The following is a 22,896-nucleotide window of genomic DNA, read 5'->3' on the forward strand; positions in this document are numbered from 1 at the left end:
GCCATGACAATCGAAGTACGCGTCCCAACATTGGGTGAATCAGTCACCGAAGCCACCGTCGCCACTTGGTTCAAAAAACCCGGCGATGCCGTTGCCGTCGACGAAATGCTCTGTGAGCTGGAAACAGACAAAGTCACCGTCGAAGTGCCCAGCCCCGCTGCTGGCACGATGGGTGAAATCATCGCCGCCGAAGGCGACACCGTTGGGGTTGACGCCCTGCTGGCCACCCTGTCCGAAGGTGCGGGCGCAGCCCCTGCCGCCGCACCTGCCGCGGCTGCTGCCCCGGCGGCATCCTCTGGTGGGGAAAGCCTGGACGTGATGGTCCCGACTTTGGGTGAATCTGTGACCGAGGCAACCGTCGCCACATGGTTCAAAAAACCGGGCGAAGCGTTTGTCGCCGACGAAATGCTGTGCGAGCTGGAAACAGACAAAGTGTCCGTCGAAGTGCCCGCCCCTGCGGCCGGTGTTTTGACGCAGATTTTGGCCGATGAAGGGTCCACCGTCGAAGCCGGTGGGAAATTGGCAATCATGTCCACCGATGCCGGGGCTGCACCAGCCGCCGCGCCCGCTGCGACAGCCGCGCCGGCCACAACCGGCAAAGACGTCGAAGACGCGCCCAGCGCCAAGAAAGCCATGGCCGATGCCGGGATTTCACGCGACGCCGTCACTGCAACCGGCAAAGATGGCCGTGTCATGAAAGAAGACGTGATGGCTGCACTTGCCGCCCCCAAAGCCGCCGCGCCTGCCCCCGCAGCCGCCCCGCGCGCACCCGTTGCCGCTGATCAGGCCGCGCGCGAAGAGCGTGTGAAAATGACCCGCCTGCGCCAAACCATCGCGCGCCGTCTGAAAGACAGCCAAAACACCGCCGCGATGCTGACCACCTATAACGAGGTCGACATGACCGAGGTCATGGCGCTGCGCAACGAATACAAAGACCTGTTCCTGAAGAAACATGGTGTCAAACTGGGCTTTATGTCCTTCTTTACAAAGGCCTGCGTGCATGCCCTGAAAGAAGTGCCAGAAGTGAACGCCGAAATTGATGGCACAGACATCGTCTATAAAAACTACGTCAATATGGGCATCGCGGCAGGCACGCCGACAGGTCTGGTTGTGCCGGTTCTGAACGACACCGATCAGATGTCATTCGCCCAAATCGAAAAAGCGATCGCCGAAAAAGGCGCCAAAGCCCGTGACGGCAAATTGTCCATGGCCGAAATGCAGGGCGGCACATTCACCATCTCAAACGGTGGCGTCTATGGCTCGCTGATGTCTTCGCCGATCCTGAACCCCCCGCAATCCGGTATTCTGGGCATGCATAAAATTCAGGACCGTCCCATGGCCATCAACGGTCAGGTTGTGATCCGTCCGATGATGTATCTGGCGCTGTCTTATGACCACCGGATCGTTGACGGCAAAGGCGCTGTGACCTTCCTCGTGCGCGTCAAAGAAGCGCTCGAAGATCCACGTCGCCTGCTGATGGATCTGTAATCCAAACATGGGCTCGGCTTATGTCGGGCCCATCTATCAACGAGTGACGCAGTGGCCTATCTGAAACCTCAAACTCTGACCTGTCCGGATTGTGGCCAAACCGCCGCGATCAAATGGATCATTGGGGTTGGGCCGGGGTCGTCCGGTTCAAAACCGGGCTATATTTCGGCCAAAGTCGGGGCGGAATGGCAGATTGAGAAACGCGACAAAGGTGTTGCTATTCTTTGCAGCAATTGCGGAGCCCAAACCGCGGAGCGTCATCCATGACCACTGAACTTGTCATCCTCACCCTCGCGGCGCTGCTGCAAGTGGTGCAATTCATGCTCTATTCCGTGTTGGCCAACATGCAGGTCACGCCACGTGTGGCCCTAGGACCGCGCGACAAACCGGTGACCTTGTCAGGATATGCCGGGCGGGCGCAACGGGCGATGAACAACCATTTCGAAGGCTTGATCCTATTTTCGATCGCTGCTTTGGTGGTGACACTGGGCGACAAAACAACCGGCCTGACCGCAATTTGCGCATGGACCTATCTGGCCGCGCGCATCGCATATATCCCCGCCTATATGTTCGGGTTAACCCCGTGGCGGACCCTCATCTGGTGCGTTGGCTTTGGTGCCACCACCCTCATGCTACTCTCGGCCCTGATCTAGGCCCGTTCAAAGGAGACATCCATGTCCAGCTATGACGTCATCGTAATCGGAGCCGGTCCCGGCGGCTATGTCTGCGCAATTCGTGCGGCGCAATTGGGCCTAAAAACCGCCATCGTCGAAGGGCGCGAAACCCTGGGCGGCACCTGCCTGAATGTGGGCTGTATCCCCTCCAAGGCGTTGCTGCACGCGTCCCATCAACTGCACGAAGCGGAACATAACTTTGCGCATATGGGCCTAAAAGGCAAAAGCCCGTCAGTGGATTGGAAACAGATGCTGGCGTTCAAACAGGAAGTGGTGGATGCCAACACAGCTGGCGTCGAATTCCTGATGAAAAAGAACAAAATTGACTGGCTGAAAGGCTGGGGTTCCATCCCCGCCGCCGGTCAGGTCAAAGTTGGCGATGACGTGCATGAGGCCAAACACATCATCATTGCATCCGGGTCCGAACCATCTGCGTTGCCGGGTGTTGAGGTCGACGAAAAGGTTGTCGTGACATCCACCGGCGCGCTGGAATTGGGCAAAATCCCCAAGAAAATGGTGGTGATCGGCGCAGGTGTGATCGGGCTTGAGCTTGGGTCGGTTTATAAACGTCTGGGCGCGGATGTCACCGTGGTGGAATTCCTCGACAGCGTCACCCCCGGCATGGATGGCGAAGTGCAACGCACGTTCCAACGCATGCTGAAAAAGCAGGGCATCAACTTTGTCATGGGCGCGGCCGTGCAAAAAGTCGAAGCCAACAAAACCAAAGCCAAAGTACATTACAAACTGCGCAAAAACGACGCTGAGGACGTGATCGAAGCCGACACCGTGTTGGTCGCCACCGGGCGTCGCCCGTTTGTGGACGGGCTGGGGCTGGAGGCGTTGGGCGTTGAGATGACCGAACGTGGCCAGATCAAAACCGACGCGCATTACGCCACCAATGTGCCGGGCATTTATGCAATCGGCGACGTCATCGAAGGCCCGATGCTGGCCCACAAAGCCGAAGACGAAGGCGGCATTCTGGCCGAAATGCTGGCCGGTCAGAAACCACATATGGATTACAACCTGATCCCCGGCGTGATCTACACCGCGCCCGAAGTTGCGTCCGTGGGCAAAACCGAAGAGCAACTGAAAGAAGAAGGCCGCGCCTATAAGGTTGGCAAGTTTCAGTTCATGGCCAATGGCCGGGCGCGTGCCTCTATGGCGGCCGAAGGGTTTGTTAAAATCCTCGCGGACAAAGACACCGATCGCGTTTTGGGCGCACATTTGATTGGTCCAGCGGCTGGTGAATTGATCCATGAAATCTGCATGGCCATGGAATTTGGCGCTGCCGCCGAAGACATTGCACGCACCTGTCATGCGCACCCCACCTTTAGCGAAGCCGTGCGCGAAGCCGCCATGGCCTGCGGCGACGGTGCCATTCACGCCTGATCGCCCCCCAAATTTCACGACAAAGGGCAGCCTTAATCAGGTTGCCCTTTCTCCTTTTTGCGCCCCAATTCACGCCACATTGCCGAATTAACCTGCCATCAACCGTAGGATGAGGGACCGGTTATGAAACATGTGACACGGATTGCTTTGGCCAGCGCATTGGCCATTTCCGCAACAACCGCAGATGCCCGGCGTGCAGGTGGCATTGGGGGCTGGGGGCTGGATCTTCAGTTCAGATCAGAAACCACATTGCCGATGTCATCAGGCGGGTCCTATTCCTTATGTCATCTGGTCGAACAAATGACCTTTTTGTTTGTGCCGGTCTATACCACGCTGGACGGTTACGCGATCTCGGAAACGGGGTGTGAGGGGGATGAATATATCCCGTTTACATCGCAACAGATGACCAATTTTCAGGATATGGGCCTGATCCCGGCAGATATCCCCGCGACCCCCAAATTGTCCGCCCAAGAATTGATGGCCGGGCATGCCTGGCTGATCCTTGGCGCGATTGTTTTGATGTTCAAAATCCTGATCGGATTGCGCAGCCGATCATCCAAACCCCGCCGTCGCCTCTCCAAAGAGGCGGAAATGCAAACCTTGGCCGCTATGTGCCACGTGGCCGTTGCGGATGGCACAATTGACGAACGCGAGGTCAAAGAAATCTCTTCTATCATGAGCCGCCTGACCGGAAAGTCCATCAGTTTTGGCCAGATCAACACGTTGCTGCGTGATATGCGTGACGATCCCATTGATCCGTCTTTGCTGGGACAGGACCTGAAACCCGGCGAAAAAGAAGTGGTGATGGAAGCCTCGCTCAACATCGCTGTCGCTGATGGCCAAATGGATCCACGCGAACATAGTCTGGTCAGCGAAATCGCGCAGGCTTTGCAAATTCGGGGACCGGAATTCAGATCCGCCTTGCAACGGATCAGCGGGCATTTGGCGCAAACTAATCCTGCCTAGGGCACCGACAATTTCATAAAACTGATACCGACACGTTACACAATAGTTAACGATCAAAGGCATCCCCAGCCCATCCGAATTCAACTGGGGAAGGGATATCATGTCCACCAAGTTTCTATATCTGACGACCGCATTGGTCGCCGTTGCGTCCACCGCAACCGCTGACATGAATTTTAACCGCATTGCCAGCTTTGCGACCAACACAAATATCGAGGATCAATCGGCCGAAACCTCTGCCGAAATCATCGCAGCATCCGCCGATGGCATGACATTGATCTACACCGACAGCCCCAACAAAGCTGTGGGCCTGATCGACCTGACCGATGCGGCAAACCCACAACCCAAAGGGTCCTTTGCGATGGATGGCGAACCGACTTCGGTTGCCGTATTTGGCATGACGGCGTTTGTGGGCGTGAACACATCCGCAAGCTACACCGATCCATCGGGTCATCTGGCCGCGATCAATATGGAAACCGGAGAAGAGCTGGGCCGGTGTGATCTGGGCGGTCAGCCCGACAGTATCGCGATTTCCAAAGACGGCGCTTTTCTGTCTGTGGCGATCGAAAACGAACGTGACGAAGATCTGGGCGATGGCCGCACCGGTCAATTGCCTGCGGGTTTCTTGGTCATGGTCGACACGGCTGAAACAGGGCTGAACTGCGACAGCCTGAACCAGATCGACATGACAGGTCTGGCCGAGGTCAGTCCAGAGGACCCAGAGCCCGAATTCGTCGACATCAACGGTTTGGGTGAAACGATTGTGACCATGCAGGAAAACAACCACTTGGTTGTTGTAGGTCGTGACGGCACCATCCTGAACCATTTTTCCGCGGGCGCAGTTGATCTGGAAAACATCGACATCCCAGAAGAACGCGCATTGACCTTTACCGGGTCCCAGCCGGGCCGCGTGCGGGAACCAGACGCGGTGAAATGGCTGGACGACACCAATTTCGCCATCGCCAACGAAGGCGACATGGATGGCGGCAGCCGCGGTTGGACAATCTTTAACAAAGACGGATCCGAAGTCTATGAATCCGGCGTCAGCTTTGAACATGCCATTGTTCAAATCGGCCACTACCCAGAAAAACGGTCCGGCAACAAAGGTGTCGAACCTGAATCCATCGAAACAGCCACCTTTGGCGGCACGCCGATGGTGTTTGTTGGGGCAGAACGCGCCAGTGTTGTGGGCGTTTATGATGCAACCGACCCAACCGCACCTGTGCTGATGCAATTGTTGCCCTCGGGTATCGGGCCAGAGGGTTACGCTGCGATCCCTGACCGCAACCTGTTGATTTCAGCCAACGAAGTTGACCTGATCGAAGATGGCGGCGCGCGCGCCCATGTTATGATCTTTGAATATGGCGAAGGTGCCGCACAATACCCAATGCTGACATCAGAAGGCGCAGACGAGCTGATCGGCTGGGGTGCCATTTCTGGCATGGTGGCCGATGCGGACGGCATGATCTATGCCGTGAATGACAGTTTTTACCGTCAACAACCCCGCATTTTCGCAATCGATCCCAGCCAAACTCCGGCCCGCATCACCCACGCAATCGACGTCACACGCGCGGGTTTCCCTGCCCAGAAACTGGACATGGAAGGCATCACATTGGACGGCAATGGCGGGTTCTGGGTCGCCTCTGAGGGGCGCACGGATCGCGTTACCCCACATGCGATCTATCACATTGACGCAGACGGCGAAATTCAGGATGAAATCGGCCTGCCATCCGAACTGATGGATGTCGAAAAACGCTTTGGTTTCGAAGGCATCACCCTGATTGGCGACACATTGTGGATGGCCGTTCAGCGCGAATGGCGTGATGATCCAGAAAACCACGTCAAATTAGTGTCTTACAACATCGAAACCGAAGAATGGGGCGCGGTTTTGTACCCCAAAGCGGACCCAGACACCGGTTGGGTGGGTCTGTCTGAAATCGTCGCGCATGGGGATTACGTTTATATCATCGAACGCGACAATCAGATCGGCGCCGCCGCAGTCACCAAACGCATTTACCGCGTTGCCCTGTCTGACATGGTTCCGGCCGCGTTGGGCGGCGACCTACCGGTTGTCACCAAAGAAGAGGTCCGCGACCTGATCCCTGATCTGCTGCAAACAAACGGCTACGTTCAGGACAAAGTCGAAGGTCTGGCCATCCTGTCTGACGGCACGGCGTTTGTGTCCACCGACAATGACGGCGTTGACGACCATTCTGGCGAAACGCTGTTCTTTTCGATCGGCCAAGTAGATTAAGACCAAATACATTTGAAAAAATCGCACGGGGGGCTTTGGTCCCCCGTGTTTTTTGTTTGAATCCAACCGCTTCTGAAAAACTTTAAGATTTTTCCAAGGATTGACCTGCCGCACACGTCCCATAGGGTGATGTTGATGGAAGCAAGCGACGAAGATTTGGCCTTTGCGGCGGCAAATGGGGATGGCAACGCCTTTGCCACCCTTTTGGCGCGTGTCTATGACAGATTGTTTGGCCTGTGTTATCGTCTGACCGGCAATCGCGAAGAGGCTGAGGACCTGACACAGGATATTTGCGCCGCATTGCCCGCAAAATTGGGGCAATATCAGCGCCGCGCCAAGGTCACCACGTGGCTCTACCGCGTTGCGGTCAATGCCGCCCATGATCGCCGCCGCCGTCAGTCAACCCATTCCAAAGCCGCCACCGGCTGGGGGGATTGGGAAAAGGCGCGACAGGCAGAACTGGCCGAAAACCGCGTGCAATCTGACTGGCTTGGGGCGGCGATGGCGCAATTGCCCCCGGATTTGCGCGATACATTGGCTCTGGTTCTGGATGACATGACCCACGCCCAGGCCGGCGAAATCCTCGGCGTATCCGAAGGCACAATTTCGTGGCGCTTATCTGAGGCCCGCAAGGCCCTGCGCGCCCAAAAAGAAAAGGAGGGCACATCATGAACGACGATATCAATGGCGATGAACTTGATGACCTGAAAGCCCTGTTTGGCACTGCGTCCCCGGCCCCAAACGCGACCCGCAAGGCAGAAAATCTGGCCCTCGCGCAGAAAAATTTCGAAATGCGCCAAGGATCGACGGATCAGCCGCGTTCCAATCCTGTAGCTGGCCCGATGGGCCTCTGGACAGGAGCAAAACAAATGCTGAATACACTGACGTCCCGCGCCGGGCTGACCTTTACCACTGCAATCGTTGCATGTGGTGTGATCGTGCTGACCCCATTTGGTCAGGACATGTGGAAGCCATCAATCCCAACAAACACCCCTCTGACAATTGCCGAGGCCGAAGAGGTCACAAACCTGACCCGCCGCACGGAACCTGTGGCGGATCTGATTGTGCCCAATGATGTCGCACAAGTCGATTTGGGCAATGATCAAGCCGTGTCAGATCCCCTACCGCAAGTGGCAATGGAAATTCACGCCGAACCAATAATGGCTGAAAGCCAGGCCAGAACCCTATCTCAAGAGGACGCATTGAACATGGGCGGTCAGTTTTTCAGCCCATCTGCGGATGTCGGTGCGCTTGCTGCGGTAGACTTAGAAACGAGTCATTTTAGCGAAACCGCCGAAACCTATGCCAACGCCGATCAAAACCCGCTTAAGGTCACGGCGACCGACCCCGTTTCGACATTTTCCATCGATGTGGATACCGCGTCTTATTCGTTGCTGCGCAACAGCCTGAGCCGTGGGTTTCTGCCCGATCCAGATGCCGTACGGGTTGAGGAATTGATCAACTATTTCCCATATGACTACCCGTCCGGAACGCTGGACGATGCGCCGTTCCGCCCCACCGTGAATGTGTTTGAAACCCCATGGAACACCGACACGCAGCTGGTTCATATCGCGATCCAGGGCACCATGCCCGCGATTGAGGATCGCCCGCCGCTGAACCTCGTGTTTCTGATCGACACGTCCGGGTCTATGAACGATCCGTCAAAATTACCGCTGCTCAAACAAAGCTTTCGCCTGATGCTGGACAACCTGCATCCCGATGACGAAGTGGCGATTGTCGAATATGCGGGCAGTGCCGGACAGGTGCTGGCCCCCACGGCCGCCAGTGATCGTCAGGCCATTTTGCAGGCCATTTCATCCCTTGGCGCGGGTGGGTCCACCAACGGTCAGGGTGGTCTGGAACAGGCCTATGCCATCGCGGCGGACATGTCACAAGACGGCGAAGTGAACCGCGTGATTCTGGCCACGGATGGGGATTTTAACGTGGGTGTGTCTGACCCATCTGGGTTGGAAAACTTCATCGCAGACAAACGTGACACCGGCACATATCTGTCTGTGCTGGGCTTTGGACGGGGCAATCTGAACGATGCAACGATGCAGGCCTTGGCCCAAAACGGCAACGGTCAGGCCGCCTATATCGATACGCTGAACGAAGCCCAAAAAGTTTTGGTTGATCAACTGACCGGTGCGCTGTTCCCCATCGCCAATGATGTGAAAATTCAGGTTGAATTCAACCCGGCCCAGATCGCAGAATACCGGCTGATCGGCTATGAAACCCGCCAGTTGAACCGCGAAGATTTCAACAATGACGCGGTGGATGCCGGGGAATTGGGCGCGAGCCACAACGTGACCGCCATCTACGAAGTCACGCCCGTTGGATCGCCCGCGCAATTGACCGATCCGCTGCGGTATCAACCCACCCAAACCGCGACGGACAGCGATGAACTGGGGTTTTTGCGGTTGCGCTACAAAACTCCGGGCCAAGATGTCAGTCAGTTGATCGAAACCCCGATCCTGCCCGGTGATGTGGCCAATACCGAACAGGCCTTTGCGGTTGCCATGGCGGGATTTGGGCAATTGCTGCGGTCCAATGACTATATCGACGATTGGTCCTACGGGGATGCGATTGCGTTGGCAAATGCCAATCGTGGCGACGATCCGTTTGGCTATCGCACCGAGGCCGTGCAATTGATGCGCCTCGCCCAAAGCCTGTCTGAGCAATAGGTTTTATTGGCTCAAACAATCACTGCGATCCGGGTCACATCTCGGGTCGCTTTCGGGCAAAGAAATCCCGGTAGGTCTTGCCCTTTTCGTCTTTGAACGGGCCGCGCTCTTCGACGTGATCCATGCGATCCAGACGAAACATACGGAAATCTTGGCGTTTTTCGCAATAGGCCGCCAAGGTCCAGGTCCGCCCCCAAAACAACAGCCCAAGCGGGCGAATATCGCGCTGCGTGACCTCGCCTTCGGCATCGCTGTAACCCAGCGCCAGCTTGATCTGCTGATCACAGGCCGCTTCCAAACGGTCCACCAACATGCGCATCGCTTCGTCCATGGCAAAAACGGAAAACGCATCGATTTTCACGCGCGCGGCGCGCAAACGGGCCTCATCGGGCAACACGGATTCGATTTTGACCAGCGCCTCTTCGGCGGCGCGGCCCATTTCGGCCCCGCCCCATGCCCGGATCATCCGCGCCCCCGCCACAAGCGCGACAATTTCGTCTTTGGTGAACATCAACGGCGGTAAATCATAGCCGTCCCGCATCAAATATCCGACACCCGCTTCGCCTTCGATGGGCACGCCTGACCCGATCAGATCAGCCACGTCCCGGTAAACGGTCCGGGTCGTGACTTCTAGGCGATCTGCCAGCTGCGCCGCCGTCACCAATCGCCCACCCCGCAGGTATTGGACAATCTGAAACAGACGGTCGGCGCGCCGCATCAGGCTGCGACCTCAAACAGGCCCAGCGCGTTGCCGTCAGGATCGCTGGCATAGACAAACCGGCCCACAGGCAGGGTGACGATATCGCTGGTGACTTTGCCACCCGCAGCGGTACAGCGGTCGCGCGTCGCTTCCAGAGTGTCAGGAACCGCGATGTGGATCACGGTCCCGGTGCCCGGCGTGCCCTCAAACAGGGACCCGGCAACCGTATCCATCCGACCGCCCAAAACGGCCGTTGGATTGGGGGAATCGGTGTTGATCTGCATGTCCCAGTTGAACACTTCGTTATAAAAGCTGATGGCGCTGTCCAATTTGGAAACAGGGATTTCGGTCCAGACAACAATAGGCATAGATGACATCGGTTTCTCCTTTAAATGTCGATGTCCCCTTTTGGCACAGCCCTACTGACAGCATAGTGTCAGCAGGATTTGGAGAACGTCATTTTATCCAGTCCAGCCCATCCATCGTCCCTGCAACCGGGCGATATTCACCGCTGACCAGCCCGTCATATCCGTCTGCATCTAATTTCTTAAAGAACCCCGGATAGTCGATTTGACCTGCGCGTGGTTCATGCCGCCCCGGCACGCCCGCCACCTGAACATGCACCGTGCGACGGCGCACATTTTCCCACGTGCCCAATACATCGCCTGTGATGTGATACGCGTGATAGGCGTCAAATTGCAGGTGCAGGTTGGGCGCGTTGATTTCATCCAGAATGGCCATGGCCTGATCAAAACTGGACAGGAAATATCCCGGCATATCCATTGAATTGATCGGTTCGATGGTCAGGCTTTGTTTTGGGGCGACCGAGGCCGCCCATGTCAGGTTTTCAACAAAGGTTTTGCGCGCATCTTCGCCCTCTGCAACACCTGCCATGATATGCAAATGCTGCACCCCCAGAACCGTCGCATACCGCAAAGATCGTTTGAAATCCTGCCGGAACCGCGATTGAAGCCCGGGGATCGCGGCAAACCCACGTGGCCCATCGGTGTAATTGGGCGGCGGACAGTTTATCAACGACAAAGACAGACCAGACCGCGCCAAAGCACTGCCCAGCTCTGCGGCGTTGGTATCATATGGAAACAGCAGCTCGACCGATTTAAATCCGGCCCGCGCGGCGGCTTCGGGGCGTTCCAGCAATGGCATTTCTGTGAATAGCATCGTCAAATTGGCACAAAATCGCGGCATAGTTAAACATCTAACTCCTCACTCAAAATAATCGGAAAAAAGGTCCCTTGTGATGTGATCCCGAACCAGTCCGCCCCATCCACGGTCTGTGTTTCGCCCAGATCCACCAATCGATAAAAACTTTTGCGATCTATCAACGCCTCTAGATTGCGTCTGATCAAAATATAGGGCGACGGTTCGCCCGTTTCAGCATCCCGCACCACCCGAATGGGGTGATCGGGCCCCGCAACCACTACGTCTTCGACATTGGTGACAAATTCTAAACCATTGTCGACGCTGTTAAAATCAACGGCCACGAACGGGGCATCATCCACCGTGATGCCGACCTTTTCCACCGGCGTGACAAGGAAAAAATCGTCGCCATCCTTGCGGATTATGGACGAAAACAGTTTGACCAATTCATAGCGCCCAATCGGGGTTCCCAGATAAAACCACGTGCCGTCGCGTGCGATCCGCATATCCAGGTCCCCACAAAATGGCGGGTTCCATTTATCAACCGGGGGTGGGCCTTTTTTGCTGGCCTGACGGGCCGCCGATGCGAGGCTTTCTGCCGATGCGTTCAAACTCATGTGTTTTTCCTGAATTTGCCGTTGGGGTCCGGGCGTTTATCTGATCTGATACCGATGTTACATTTCGACAGGAGAGATTGCCATGGCAGAAGAGCTTGTTGCCGAGATTGAAGGCCTAGGGGCGAAGCTGGGCGAAGCACGCCAAAGTATTGCGCGGCGGTTCATTGGACAGGATCGTGTGGTTGACCTGACGCTGTCTGCATTGGTGTCAGGGGGGCATGCCTTGTTGGTGGGCCTGCCGGGATTGGGCAAAACCCGCCTTGTGGATACGTTGTCGACGGTGATGGGGTTGAATGAAAACCGCATCCAATTCACACCCGATTTGATGCCTGCCGACATTCTGGGGTCCGAAGTTCTGGAAACATCCGCAGATGGCAGCCGCCAGTTTCGGTTCATCGAAGGACCGGTTTTCTGTCAGTTGTTGATGGCCGACGAAATCAACCGGGCATCGCCACGCACCCAATCGGCCCTGTTGCAGGCCATGCAGGAACGCGAAGTGACCATCGCCGGCCAACATCGCCCGTTGGGCAAACCGTTCCACGTTTTGGCCACCCAGAACCCGATTGAACAAGAAGGCACCTATCCCCTGCCAGAGGCACAGCTCGACCGGTTTTTGGTGCAGATCGACGTGCCATACCCAGATCGTGACACCGAAAAGGACATCCTGATCGCCACCACCGGCACAGCCGAAGACGACGCCACCGCGGTCTTTACCGCCGATGAGTTGCTGGCCGCGCAGGTTGTGTTGCGCCGGATGCCGGTGGGCGATGCGATTGTGGAAATGATCCTGGATCTGGTGCGCGCCTGCCGCCCGGATGATCCATCTGCACCCGAAATCGTGCGCGACACCGTCAGCTGGGGCCCTGGCCCGCGCGCGGCTCAGGCGTTGATGCTAACGGTACGTGCAGAGGCATTACTGGACGGACGTTTGGCGCCCAACGCCGATGATGTACGCAAACTGGCCGCACCGGTTTTGACCCATCGCATGGCTCTGTCTTTTGCCGCACGTGCCCGTGGTGCCACCCTGCCCGATGTCATCGATCAGGTCGCCGCCCACATCACCAAGGTTGAGGCCGCTGCGTGACAAACCCTGCTGATCTACGCCACAAGGCCGAGGATTTAATGGCCCCCTTTCCCCCGCTTATGGCCGAGGCAGAACATCTTGCCTCGACCGTATTGCTGGGGGCACATGGCCGTAGAAAAGCAGGACAAGGCGACGCATTTTGGCAATACCGACCCGCCCTGCCATGGGACGAAGCCCGCCATATTGACTGGCGGCGGTCAGCCAAGGCCGATGGTGCCTTTGTCAAAGAACGCGAATGGCAGGTGGCGCAATCGGTGCTGCTATGGGTCGATCAGGGCGCGTCGATGCGGTTCGCGTCAACCGACGACATCCCGACCAAATTGCACCGCGCGCGCCTATTGGCGATGGCCGTATCGATCATGTTGCTGCGCAGTGGCGAACGGGTGGGATTGGCCGGCGACACCCTGCCGCCCCGCAATGGTCGCGAACAATTGAACCGGCTGGCCACACGGCTAACCACCGACGCGCCCGAAGATTACGCATATCCCGGCACCGCCGGGTTGCTGCCCCAATCACGCGCCTTGTTCATTTCTGATTTCATGGGGGATTTGGCCCCGTTGGAACTGGCCCTGACCAGTGCCGCCGAACGCGGCATTCGCGGCGCAATCCTACAGGTTCTGGACCCCCAAGAAGAAGAGTTTCCATTCCACGGCCGCACCGTATTTCAGAGCATCGGCGGAACCATCGCCCATGAAACATTGCATGCCGGTCAGTTGCGGGATCGGTATTTGACTCGGCTGGCGCAGCGCAAAGACGCGCTGACCAAACTGGCCCGTGCCACCGATTTTCAGATCACAACGCATCACACAAATGACCCCGCTTCTGCGGCTTTGTTGTGGTTGTTCAACACGTTGGAGCATCGCTAATGTGGACCGTCGGCCCGATCGGATTTGCCGCCCCCGCCCTGCTGATTGGGTTGCTGGCCTTGCCAATCCTGTATGTGCTGCTGCGCGCCGTGCCCCCCGCGCCTATCCGCCGCGCATTTCCGGGTGTGGCGTTGCTTTTGGGCTTACAAGATGACGAAAGCCAAACCGACCGCACGCCTTGGTGGTTGTTGGTGCTGCGCATGTTGGCGGTTGCGGCGATGATTTTGGGCTTTGCCGGGCCGGTTTTGAACCCGACCGATGACAGCCGCGGAACCGGTCCTTTGCTGATCCTCGTGGATGGGTCATGGGCGGATGCACGCGACTGGCCACGCCGTTTGGACCGGATCGAAGGGTTGCTGGCGGATGCGGCCCGCGACGGGCGTCAGGTCGATCTGATCAGCCTGACCGATTTGCCTGCAGAGGGGCCTAATTTTGTCGCCGCAGATGCCATCACCCAGCGATTGCCCGGATTTACCCCCAATGCCTGGGCACCAAATGCGGATGCCATTGCCACTTGGCTGGCCACGCTGACCGGGGATTTTGAAACCTATTGGTTGTCAGACGGCGTCACCCGCGATGGTCGGATGGATCTGCTCAGCGCGCTGGAAACCCACGGCACTGTCACCGCCTATCAAAGCAACCGACCCGTATTGGCCCTGCGCCCCGCCCGCTTTGAGGATGGTGTGATCAAACTGACCGCCGCACGGGCCGTTGATGTCGGGGCCGCCACCGCGCGCATTTCGACCATCGGGCTGGATCCGGCTGGGCGGGAACGCAGTCTGGCACAATCCGACATCACATGGCAGGCTGGCGAACTTGAGGCCGAACTCGACCTGTCATTGCCGCCTGAATTGCGCAATCGGATCACCCGATTTGAATTGACCGGGCTCCGGTCAGCAGGGGCGGTTACATTGACCGATGACGCCCTGAAACGCCGCGAAGTTGCGTTGATCGCAGGCGGACAAAACAGCGAAGAAATCGAATTGCTGTCGCCGCTGCATTATCTCGAACAGGCGTTGATCCCCACGGCGGACCTGATCAACGGCACCTTGGATGATGTGCTGTTGGCCAACCCGGATGTGATCATATTGGCCGATGTTGCGGGGCTGTCCTTTGCCGAAGAAACCGCCATGCTGGATTGGCTGGACCAAGGCGGATTGTTGTTGCGGTTCGCCGGTCCACGTTTGGCCGCCAGTGACATCAGCCGCGTCGACGAAGACCCGCTGATGCCCGTGCGCCTGCGCGCCGGTGGCCGCACAGTCGGCGGCGCCATGAGTTGGGGCGAACCCAAAGCGCTGGCGCCATTTGCACAAGGATCGCCATTTTTCGGCCTGCCAGTGCCCGAAGATGTGACCGTCACCGCCCAAATCGTCGCCCAGCCTGATCCCACATTGTCCGACCGCGTGATCGCGCAATTGGCCGATGGCACGCCATTGGTCACCCAAAAATCCCACGGGCAGGGTCAGATCGTGCTGGTGCATGTGACGGCCAATGCGGAATGGTCCAACCTGCCCCTGTCCGGCCTGTTTGTGCAGATGCTGGAACGGCTCGCGGTTTCCACCCGTCCCGCTGCGCAATCAGCCGAGGATCTGGCAGGCACCAGCTGGTCTATCGAACGGGTGCTGACCGGCTTTGGCGATGTTGAACCTGCCGAAACGCGCCCCGGCGTGACCGGTGAACGGCTGGCCTTGGGGCAACCGGATGCGGACCTGCCCCCCGGCATTTACGCAGGCGAAGATCGGCGGATTGCGGTGAACACCATATCCCACAACACCGATATCACCCCCGCAATTTGGCCAGACCGCATTCGCGTCGAAGGATTGGGCGTGGTGCGGGAAACCCTGCTCAAAGGCTGGTTGTTGATCGGGGCATTGGCGCTGTTGGCGCTGGATATTTTGGCCTCGCTCGCCTTATCGGGCAAATTGCGCGGGCCGCGTTTGCAAAGTGCGGTTGTGATTTTGGCGGCGCTGTCCTTGGCCCCTGATGCGCAGGCCCAAAGCGATGACATCGCCATTCGCGCCACATCAGAAGTGGTACTGGCCCATGTTCTGACCGGAAATTCCCGGATCGACGAAGCCGCCTCACGCGGGTTATTTGGTCTGTCAGACACGCTATATCGCCGCACATCCGTAGAACCAGCCGCCCCAATCGGGGTGAATATCGAAACCGATGAGCTTAGCTTTTTCCCATTGCTATACTGGCCGATATCACCTGATCAGGCCCTGCCATCCCGTGATGCCTATGCCAAGCTGAACCGGTATCTGCAAACTGGCGGCATGATCCTGTTTGACACACGCGACGCAAATATCGCCGGATTTGGCGGCGCCTCCCCAGAGGGGAGGCATCTACAGGCGATTGCCCGGTCGTTGGACATCCCCGCGCTTGAACCCATTCCCAGCGATCATGTCCTGACCCGGTCGTTTTACCTGTTACAGGATTTTCCCGGCCGCTATGCCAGCCGCGACGTCTGGGTCGAAGCAGCGCCCCCCGGTGCCACCCAGACCGAAGGCATGCCGTTTCGTGATCTGAACGATGGCGTCACCCCGATTGTCATTGGCGGCAATGACTGGGCTGCGGCCTGGGCCATCGACGAAACCGGCAATCGCATGTTTCCTGTGGGGCGCGGCATGGCCGGGGAACGCCAGCGCGAAATCGCGCTGCGGTTTGGGGTTAATCTGGTGATGCATGTGCTGACCGGGAATTACAAATCGGATCAGGTCCATGTGCCTGACCTACTGGATAGGCTGGGCCAATGAATGCATCGATAATCCTAGCGCCTTTGGTGCCGATGCCCGTGATCTGGATCGCTGCGGGCCTGATGACCTGTGGTCTAGTCCTTGCCATTTGGCGGGGTCTGAATGGCTGGATCTTTCGGATGGTTGCCGCGCTGGTGCTGCTGGCCGGGATCGCCAATCCATCCGTCCAACGCGAAGACCGCATTGCCCTGTCCGACATCGTCATCGCGCTGGTCGACGACTCTGCCAGCCAGACCCTGTCTGACCGTGCAGAACAGACCGAAACAGCGTTGCGCAACCTGCAATCCGAAGTGACCCAGCGCCCGAATACCGAATTGCGCATCGTGCGCGTGCCGGATGCGGATGGCGACGGAGGAACACGGCTGATGACCGCCCTGGGCGAAGCCATCGCCGAAGAGCCAAGCGCCCGCATCGCCGGGATTGTTTTACTCACGGATGGGCGGGTCCATGATATGGATGCCGCCCCCAACCTGCCTGCCCCCATGCATGTTTTGCTATCGGGGCATGACACGGATTGGGACCGGCGTTTGATTGTGCAAAATGCGCCTGCCTTTGCCATTCTGGGCGAACCTGTGACCCTGACCCTGCGCATAGAGGACCAAGGCGCGGCCCCAACCGAAACCCAATTGGTCGATCTGTCCATTTCCATTGACGGCGCTCCACCGCTGGAATTTCAGATCCCCGTCAACGAAGATCTGGAACTGCCCGTCACCCTGCCCCATGGCGGGATGAATGTGTTGCAATTCCAAACCCCAACCGCCGAGGGCGAATTGACCGATCGCAACAACGCGGCGGTGGTTCAGATCAACGGCGTGCGGGATCGGCTGCGGGTGTTGTTGGTGTCGGGCGAACCTCATCCCGGCGAACGCACTTGGCGCAACCTGCTAAAATCGGACGCGTCGGTTGATCTGGTGCATTTCACCATTCTGCGTCCCCCTGAAAAACAAGACGGCGTGCCGGTGGATGAACTCAGCCTGATTGCCTTTCCGACCCGTGAATTGTTTCTCGAAAAGACCGATGAATTCGATCTGATCATCTTTGATCGCTACAAACGGCGTGGGATTTTACCGTCGTCCTATCTGGAAAACATCCGTGGTTACGTGGAACGCGGCGGTGCGGTTCTGATTGCAGCGGGACCTGATTTTGCAGGGGCTGACAGCCTGTTCAGGTCGCCTTTGGGCAATGTGTTGCCCGCCGGACCAACCGCGCGGATCATGGAACAGGGATTTACCCCGACGCTCACTGAATTGGGACATCGCCACCCCGTCACATCCGGTCTGGACACGCTTTTGCCGATGGGCCCTGACGGGCAACCCGGTTGGGGGCGCTGGTTGCGCCAAGTCGAGGTTGTCGCCGCCCAAGATGCATCCGTTGTCATGAGCGGGATCGACGATTCCCCGCTATTGATCCTGAACCGCGTTGGCGAGGGCCGTGTGGCCTTGCTGGGATCAGACCATGTCTGGCTGTGGAATCGCGGGTATGAAGGCGGCGGGCCACAGCTGGAATTGCTGCGTCGCTTGGCCCATTGGATGATGAAAGAGCCCGAGCTGGAAGAAGAAACACTTTGGGCGGAACCCACCGGACAAAGCATGCGGATTATCCGCCGCACCTTGGCCGACACAGCCGAAGACATCATCGTGCAAAACCCGGATGGCAGCGAAACCAGCGTCGCGCTGCGTGAAACCAGCCCGGGCCGGTTTGAGGCGACCTATGATGGGCCAGAAATGGGGCTCTATCGGTTAGCGGATACGGATCAGAGCGCCGTGATCGCGCTTGGCCCAGCGGCACCACGTGAATTTGTGCAAACCATTGCAACCGGTGACGATCTGACCCCATTGGCAGACACGTTTCGCGGGGCCGTCGCACAGATGGATGACGGCAATCTGGATGTGCGCGCAATCCGCGAAGGACGCCCGGCATCGGGGCGGGGCTGGATCGGGATCATCCCGCGCGACGCCTATCGGTCGGCAGATATCACCGTGTTTCCGGCGCTGCCCTCTTGGGCGTTTCTGCTGTTATCTGCGTTGCTGGTGATCGGTGCGTGGCTCTACGAAGGGCGGCGGCGCTGATCAGCGCACCTGAACCGCCACCGTCGTTTCGTTCCAGCCATCCACGATGCACCGGGCGCGGATAAACACCTGATCCGGCAGATCGCTGATCGTCAGGGACCGGGTAAACGGCTGTTCGGCAACATGGGGATGCGCCAAAACCCGTGTGCCCAGAACGTTGCCATTCTCGTCTTCGATCCGCCAGCCATCAGCATAGTGATCCCACCCCGTATCAGGATGGACCAATGTCACCGCAACGGATGTTTCGGACACTTGGACATTCAGGATTTCCGGCGGATCAGCCGCCAGAGGGGATGCAATCAGTAAAGGTAATAATTTCCACATAGGCGGTGCTTAGCACGTAAAAATCACATTTGGGATCACGAAACTGTTAGGCACTAGCGCAGAATGATCTGACGTGGGATCGAATTGAATTCCCGTGACCAAAGCACCCAGAGGGTCACAGTGGTGGCGATAATCAATGCGGCGGGCCCCAGCAACCAGGCCAACGCCCCCAAAGCGAAATAAATGCCCCGCAAGCCACGGTTAAAATTCACCGCCGCACGGATATTCAATTCGGCCGCTTGCTGCGCCATTACATCAACATTTGGGTCATCTGACTGTTCTGGTGTGGCGGCCATCAAAACCGAACAATAGCCAAACACGCGGTGCGACCAGACAAACCGCAAAAACGCGGATATCAGGAAATAGGCCACAACCAGCAATTTGACCTGCCAAACCAATGCTGGCGCCTCTTCTTGGGCCAATTCCAAGGCCAACCCCGATAGCGGTTCCGTGTTCCCGATCAGGGCCAGAACCGCCCCTAGGGCCAACAAACTGGTAGAGGCAAAAAACGATGTTCCCTGCCGCAAATTCCCAAGGATTTGACTGTCAAAAATGCGGACTTCACGGGTGGCAAAGGTGCGCATCCAATCGCGCCGATATTCCGCCATGATCATCGATACGGATGGACGGGATTTGGGGGGATTTTCGATCAGCAAACCGATCAGGACAGCACCGATCAACAGATACCCCAGCGCGCCCCAGTCGATCCAGGAAACGGTCTGAATGATATCAAGAAGTGAATTGGGCATCAGAACGGCTTAAACACAACAACGATCAGGATCGCGATGGTGCCAAAAACGCTGACTTCGTTGAATATCCGCAAAAACAGATCGCTGTGGCTAAAAACACCACGGCGGGCGCGGATCACCAACCGCCCAGTAAAGGCGTAATGCGCGGCCAAGGCTGCGACAAAAGCCAGTTTTAGCCAAATCCAAGCGGCAAAATTCCAATGCCACGCCAGAATCAAACCGGTGATGATCGCAATCACGCCCAGCCCGGCCGAAAACCGATAAAGCCTCACGGTCAAATCCCCGGCGGGGCCAAATTCACCGGATGCCGCGAATTCCCGTTTCCAGAAGATAATCGCCCGCGGCACCGAAAATATGCCGGTCATCCAGCCCATCACAGCCAGCAGGTGTATGACTTTTACCCAATCCATGCTTTTGACTGGCCAAAATCGCACCTGATTGCAAGCACTTGCCCCCCTGCGACAATAATTGTGTTGAATATCACAGGCGTTGGTAATAAAACTTTACCAATTACAGCCGTCAGGAGCAGCCCCATGCAAATGCCCGTCCCCTCTGCGTCGATCATAGACCGCAAGCAACAGATCGTTGCAAAGCTTCAGGCGGTGCTGCCCAACAGCCAAGTGATCCACAAAGACACCGAAGTGCACGCCTATGAATGTGACGCGCTGACGGCCTATAAATGCCCGCCGCTTTGTGCGGTTCTGCCCACCACCACCCAAGAGGTCGCCGATGTGCTAAAGGTTTGCCATGCCGAAGGCGTGCCGGTTGTGCCGCGCGGGGCGGGAACGTCATTGGCAGGCGGCGCATTGCCCACCGCGGATTGCGTCATTTTGGGCGTGGCGCGGATGAATGACGTGCTGGAAACCGATTATGACAACCGCATCATTCGCGTACAGACCGGGCGCACCAATCTCAGCGTGTCAGGCGCTGTCGAAGAAGAGGGATTTTTCTACGCACCTGACCCGTCCAGCCAGCTGGCCTGCGCCATTGCCGGCAATATCGCGATGAATTCAGGCGGGGCGCATTGCCTGAAATACGGCGTGACCACCAACAATCTGATGGGCGTGAAAATGGTCATGATGGACGGCACCATCGTTGATATTGGCGGCGGTCATCTGGATGCGGGCGGGCTTGATTTGTTGGGGTTGATCTGCGGTTCTGAGGGGCAGCTGGGTATCGTCACCGAGGCCACCCTGCGCATACTGCACAAACCCGAAGGCGCACGCCCCGCCCTGATCGGGTTTGACAGCAACGAAGTGGCCGGGGCCTGTGTCAGCGACATCATCAAAGCCGGGATTTTACCGGTCGCCATCGAATTCATGGACCGCCCTTGTATTCGCGCAACCGAAGCCTTTGCCAAAGCGGGTTATCCCGATTGCGAAGCCTTGCTGATCGTTGAGGTCGAAGGATCAGAGGCCGAGATCGACGATCAACTGCGCCGGATCATCGACATCGCCAATCGCCACAATCCCGTTGAGCTGCGCCAAGCGCGTGACGCAGATCAGGCCGCCCGGATCTGGCTGGGCCGTAAATCTGCCTTTGGCGCGATGGGGCAAATCAATGACTACATGTGTCTGGACGGCACGATCCCTGTGTCCGAATTGCCATTTGTATTGCGCCGGATCAAAGAGTTAAGCCAAGAAATCGGTCTGGATGTGGGCAATGTTTTTCACGCGGGCGATGGCAATATGCATCCGCTGATCCTGTTTGACGCCAACAAGCCTGGCGATCTGGAATTGTGCGAAAAACTGGGCGCCGAAATCCTGAAACTCTGCGTCCAAGTGGGCGGGTGCCTAACAGGTGAACACGGCGTCGGGATCGAAAAACGCGATCTGATGAACACCCAATATCAGCCCGACGATCTGGATATCCAGATGGCCGTCAAAGACGTGTTTGACCCCAAATGGCTGCTAAATCCGGCCAAGGTGTTCCCGCTGGATTCCAGCCAATCCCGACGCGTTGCGACGCAGTAATCTGCCGCTTCTCTTTCTTGTATCTTTCCAAAATGGACTGACATCATGCTGTTGCCTAACACCATAACCGACCTGGCCGATATGATCCAAAACGCGTCCGGCCCGTTGCACATTCGTGGCGGCGGAACCCGTGACATTGGCCGCCCGATGGATGGCACCACCCTGTCCAGCGCGGATTTGAACGGCATTACTTTGTATGAACCCGGCGCGCTGACCTTGGTTGCGCAATCTGGCACGCCCGTCGCTGACATCGAAGCCGCTTTGGATCAGGAAAATCAGCGTTTGGCGTTTGAGCCGATGGACCACCGGGTGCTGCTGGGCACAACCGGCACGCCCACAATCGGCGGCGTAGTTGCGGCCAATGTATCCGGCCCGCGCCGCATCGCGGTTGGCGCATGTCGCGATTTTGCACTGGGCGTTACGTTTGTGGATGGGGCGGGGCGCATCCTGAAAAACGGCGGGCGTGTGATGAAAAATGTCACCGGCTATGATCTGGTCAAACTGATGGCTGGGTCATGGGGCACGTTGGGAATGCTCTGCGATGTCAGCCTCAAAGTGTTGCCCAAACCTGAAACCAGCGCCACCTTGGTGCTGGGCGGATTGGATGTCGCGCAGGCGGTGGCCGCAATGTCACGCGCGCTGGGATCCCCCTATGAGGTGACAGGATGCGCGCATGATACACAGGCCGCGCAAACCTGCGTTCGGATCGAAGGATTTGAACAATCCGTCACCTATCGCGCCAGTGAGTTGACCAAATTGCTCGCGCCTTTTGGGGATGTCGAAATCCAAGACGTGGACTGGACGACCATCCGGGACGTGTCTGTTTTTGCCGACCAGCCCGGGGATGTCTGGCGCATTTCGGCAAAACCCAGCGACGCGCCGGACCTGATCAGCCGGATGGGTGCGACCCAGACTTTGCTGGATTGGGGCGGCGGTTTGATTTGGGCCTTGGCCCCACAAGGCGGTGATTTACGTGCAAAACTGGGGGCATTTGACGGACATGCCACGCTGATCCGCGCGGATGTTGAAACCCGACATTCTGTTGCGGGTTTTGCCCCGGAACCGGCCCCGCTACGCGCCCTGACCCAAGGGTTGCGCGCCCAATTTGACCCGCGCGGCATTCTGAACCCCGGCCTGATGGATTGATC

Annotated in this window: 21 protein-coding genes; 14 read left to right on the plus strand and 7 right to left on the minus strand. The window is 57.7% G+C overall.

Annotated elements, in window-relative coordinates; all coding sequences use genetic code 11:
• Positions 1-3 precede the first annotated feature (3 nt).
• From odhB to AB1F12_RS14955, 8 genes are all read left to right on the plus strand, one after another.
• Positions 4-1,488: a 2-oxoglutarate dehydrogenase complex dihydrolipoyllysine-residue succinyltransferase gene (gene odhB / locus AB1F12_RS14920; protein WP_368185156.1), complete on the plus strand. Its 1,485-nt coding sequence runs from the start codon at positions 4-6 to the stop codon at positions 1,486-1,488.
• A 51-nt stretch (positions 1,489-1,539) separates the two neighbouring features.
• Entirely contained in the window at positions 1,540-1,755 is a 216-nt protein-coding gene (locus AB1F12_RS14925; protein WP_368185157.1) for a hypothetical protein, read from the plus strand.
• Positions 1,752-2,141 (plus strand): MAPEG family protein, encoded by a 390-nt coding sequence (locus tag AB1F12_RS14930; RefSeq protein ID WP_368185158.1) that lies wholly within the window; start codon positions 1,752-1,754, stop codon positions 2,139-2,141. Before AB1F12_RS14925 ends, AB1F12_RS14930 begins: the two co-directional genes overlap by 4 nt.
• A 21-nt stretch (positions 2,142-2,162) precedes the next feature.
• Complete coding sequence (gene lpdA, locus AB1F12_RS14935; RefSeq protein WP_368185159.1) at positions 2,163-3,551, plus strand: dihydrolipoyl dehydrogenase; 1,389 nt, start codon at positions 2,163-2,165, stop codon at positions 3,549-3,551.
• A gap of 123 nt (positions 3,552-3,674) precedes the next feature.
• Positions 3,675-4,517 carry a TerB family tellurite resistance protein gene (locus tag AB1F12_RS14940; protein ID WP_368185160.1) on the plus strand — a complete coding sequence of 281 codons (843 nt, stop codon included), beginning with the start codon at positions 3,675-3,677 and terminating at the stop codon, positions 4,515-4,517.
• A 100-nt stretch (positions 4,518-4,617) separates the two neighbouring features.
• Positions 4,618-6,768, plus strand: coding sequence for an esterase-like activity of phytase family protein (locus AB1F12_RS14945; RefSeq protein ID WP_368185161.1), 2,151 nt, complete (start codon positions 4,618-4,620; stop codon positions 6,766-6,768).
• Positions 6,769-6,903: 135 nt separating this feature from the next.
• Positions 6,904-7,440, plus strand: a complete 537-nt coding sequence (locus tag AB1F12_RS14950; RefSeq protein WP_368185162.1) for an RNA polymerase sigma factor — start codon at positions 6,904-6,906, stop codon at positions 7,438-7,440.
• Positions 7,437-9,452, plus strand: a complete 2,016-nt coding sequence (locus AB1F12_RS14955; protein WP_368185163.1) for a von Willebrand factor type A domain-containing protein — start codon at positions 7,437-7,439, stop codon at positions 9,450-9,452. Before AB1F12_RS14950 ends, AB1F12_RS14955 begins: the two co-directional genes overlap by 4 nt.
• A 34-nt stretch (positions 9,453-9,486) precedes the next feature.
• Here AB1F12_RS14955 and AB1F12_RS14960 read toward each other — a convergent pair whose 3' ends face one another.
• From AB1F12_RS14960 to AB1F12_RS14975, 4 genes are all read right to left on the minus strand, one after another.
• Positions 9,487-10,170 (minus strand): helix-turn-helix transcriptional regulator, encoded by a 684-nt coding sequence (locus AB1F12_RS14960; RefSeq protein ID WP_368185164.1) that lies wholly within the window; start codon positions 10,168-10,170, stop codon positions 9,487-9,489.
• A complete protein-coding gene (locus AB1F12_RS14965; protein ID WP_368185165.1) occupies positions 10,170-10,529 on the minus strand; it encodes a VOC family protein in 360 nt (119 codons plus the stop codon). Before AB1F12_RS14965 ends, AB1F12_RS14960 begins: the two co-directional genes overlap by 1 nt.
• 79 nt (positions 10,530-10,608) lie before the next feature.
• Positions 10,609-11,358, minus strand: a complete 750-nt coding sequence (locus AB1F12_RS14970; RefSeq protein WP_368185166.1) for a hydroxypyruvate isomerase family protein — start codon at positions 11,356-11,358, stop codon at positions 10,609-10,611.
• Positions 11,359-11,360: 2 nt separating this feature from the next.
• A complete protein-coding gene (locus tag AB1F12_RS14975; protein WP_368185167.1) occupies positions 11,361-11,927 on the minus strand; it encodes a DUF1285 domain-containing protein in 567 nt (188 codons plus the stop codon).
• Positions 11,928-12,009: 82 nt separating this feature from the next.
• Here AB1F12_RS14975 and AB1F12_RS14980 point away from each other — a divergent pair, with 82 nt between their 5' ends.
• From AB1F12_RS14980 to AB1F12_RS14995, 4 genes are read left to right on the plus strand one after another with little or no spacing between them, the layout of a single operon-like run.
• Complete coding sequence (locus AB1F12_RS14980; RefSeq protein ID WP_368185168.1) at positions 12,010-13,011, plus strand: AAA family ATPase; 1,002 nt, start codon at positions 12,010-12,012, stop codon at positions 13,009-13,011.
• Positions 13,012-13,049: 38 nt separating this feature from the next.
• Positions 13,050-13,877: a DUF58 domain-containing protein gene (locus AB1F12_RS14985; RefSeq protein WP_368185169.1), complete on the plus strand. Its 828-nt coding sequence runs from the start codon at positions 13,050-13,052 to the stop codon at positions 13,875-13,877.
• Positions 13,877-16,633: a DUF4159 domain-containing protein gene (locus AB1F12_RS14990; RefSeq protein ID WP_368185170.1), complete on the plus strand. Its 2,757-nt coding sequence runs from the start codon at positions 13,877-13,879 to the stop codon at positions 16,631-16,633. The genes AB1F12_RS14985 and AB1F12_RS14990 overlap by 1 nt, the downstream gene beginning before the upstream one ends.
• Complete coding sequence (locus tag AB1F12_RS14995) at positions 16,630-18,702, plus strand: hypothetical protein (RefSeq protein ID WP_368185171.1); 2,073 nt, start codon at positions 16,630-16,632, stop codon at positions 18,700-18,702. Before AB1F12_RS14990 ends, AB1F12_RS14995 begins: the two co-directional genes overlap by 4 nt.
• Here AB1F12_RS14995 and AB1F12_RS15000 read toward each other — a convergent pair whose 3' ends face one another.
• Genes AB1F12_RS15000 through AB1F12_RS15010 form a run of 3 tightly spaced genes read right to left on the minus strand, consistent with a single transcriptional unit; the run spans position 18,703 to position 20,185 of the window.
• Positions 18,703-19,026, minus strand: a complete 324-nt coding sequence (locus AB1F12_RS15000) for a hypothetical protein (protein ID WP_368185172.1) — start codon at positions 19,024-19,026, stop codon at positions 18,703-18,705.
• Between the two features lie 53 nt (positions 19,027-19,079).
• Positions 19,080-19,775 (minus strand): DUF599 domain-containing protein, encoded by a 696-nt coding sequence (locus AB1F12_RS15005; RefSeq protein WP_368185173.1) that lies wholly within the window; start codon positions 19,773-19,775, stop codon positions 19,080-19,082.
• Positions 19,775-20,185, minus strand: coding sequence for a CopD family protein (locus tag AB1F12_RS15010; protein WP_368185174.1), 411 nt, complete (start codon positions 20,183-20,185; stop codon positions 19,775-19,777). The genes AB1F12_RS15005 and AB1F12_RS15010 overlap by 1 nt, the downstream gene beginning before the upstream one ends.
• A gap of 123 nt (positions 20,186-20,308) precedes the next feature.
• On the opposite strand from AB1F12_RS15010, the gene AB1F12_RS15015 reads away from it, so the two are divergent.
• Together AB1F12_RS15015 and AB1F12_RS15020 are read left to right on the plus strand one after the other, a co-directional pair.
• Positions 20,309-21,748 (plus strand): FAD-linked oxidase C-terminal domain-containing protein, encoded by a 1,440-nt coding sequence (locus AB1F12_RS15015; protein WP_368185175.1) that lies wholly within the window; start codon positions 20,309-20,311, stop codon positions 21,746-21,748.
• A gap of 45 nt (positions 21,749-21,793) precedes the next feature.
• Complete coding sequence (locus AB1F12_RS15020) at positions 21,794-22,894, plus strand: FAD-binding protein (protein WP_368185176.1); 1,101 nt, start codon at positions 21,794-21,796, stop codon at positions 22,892-22,894.
• Positions 22,895-22,896 lie beyond the last annotated feature (2 nt).

The sequence above is a fragment of the Aestuariibius sp. HNIBRBA575 genome, from assembly GCF_040932005.1.
In the GTDB taxonomy this organism is placed as follows: Bacteria; Pseudomonadota; Alphaproteobacteria; order Rhodobacterales; family Rhodobacteraceae; genus CANLNM01.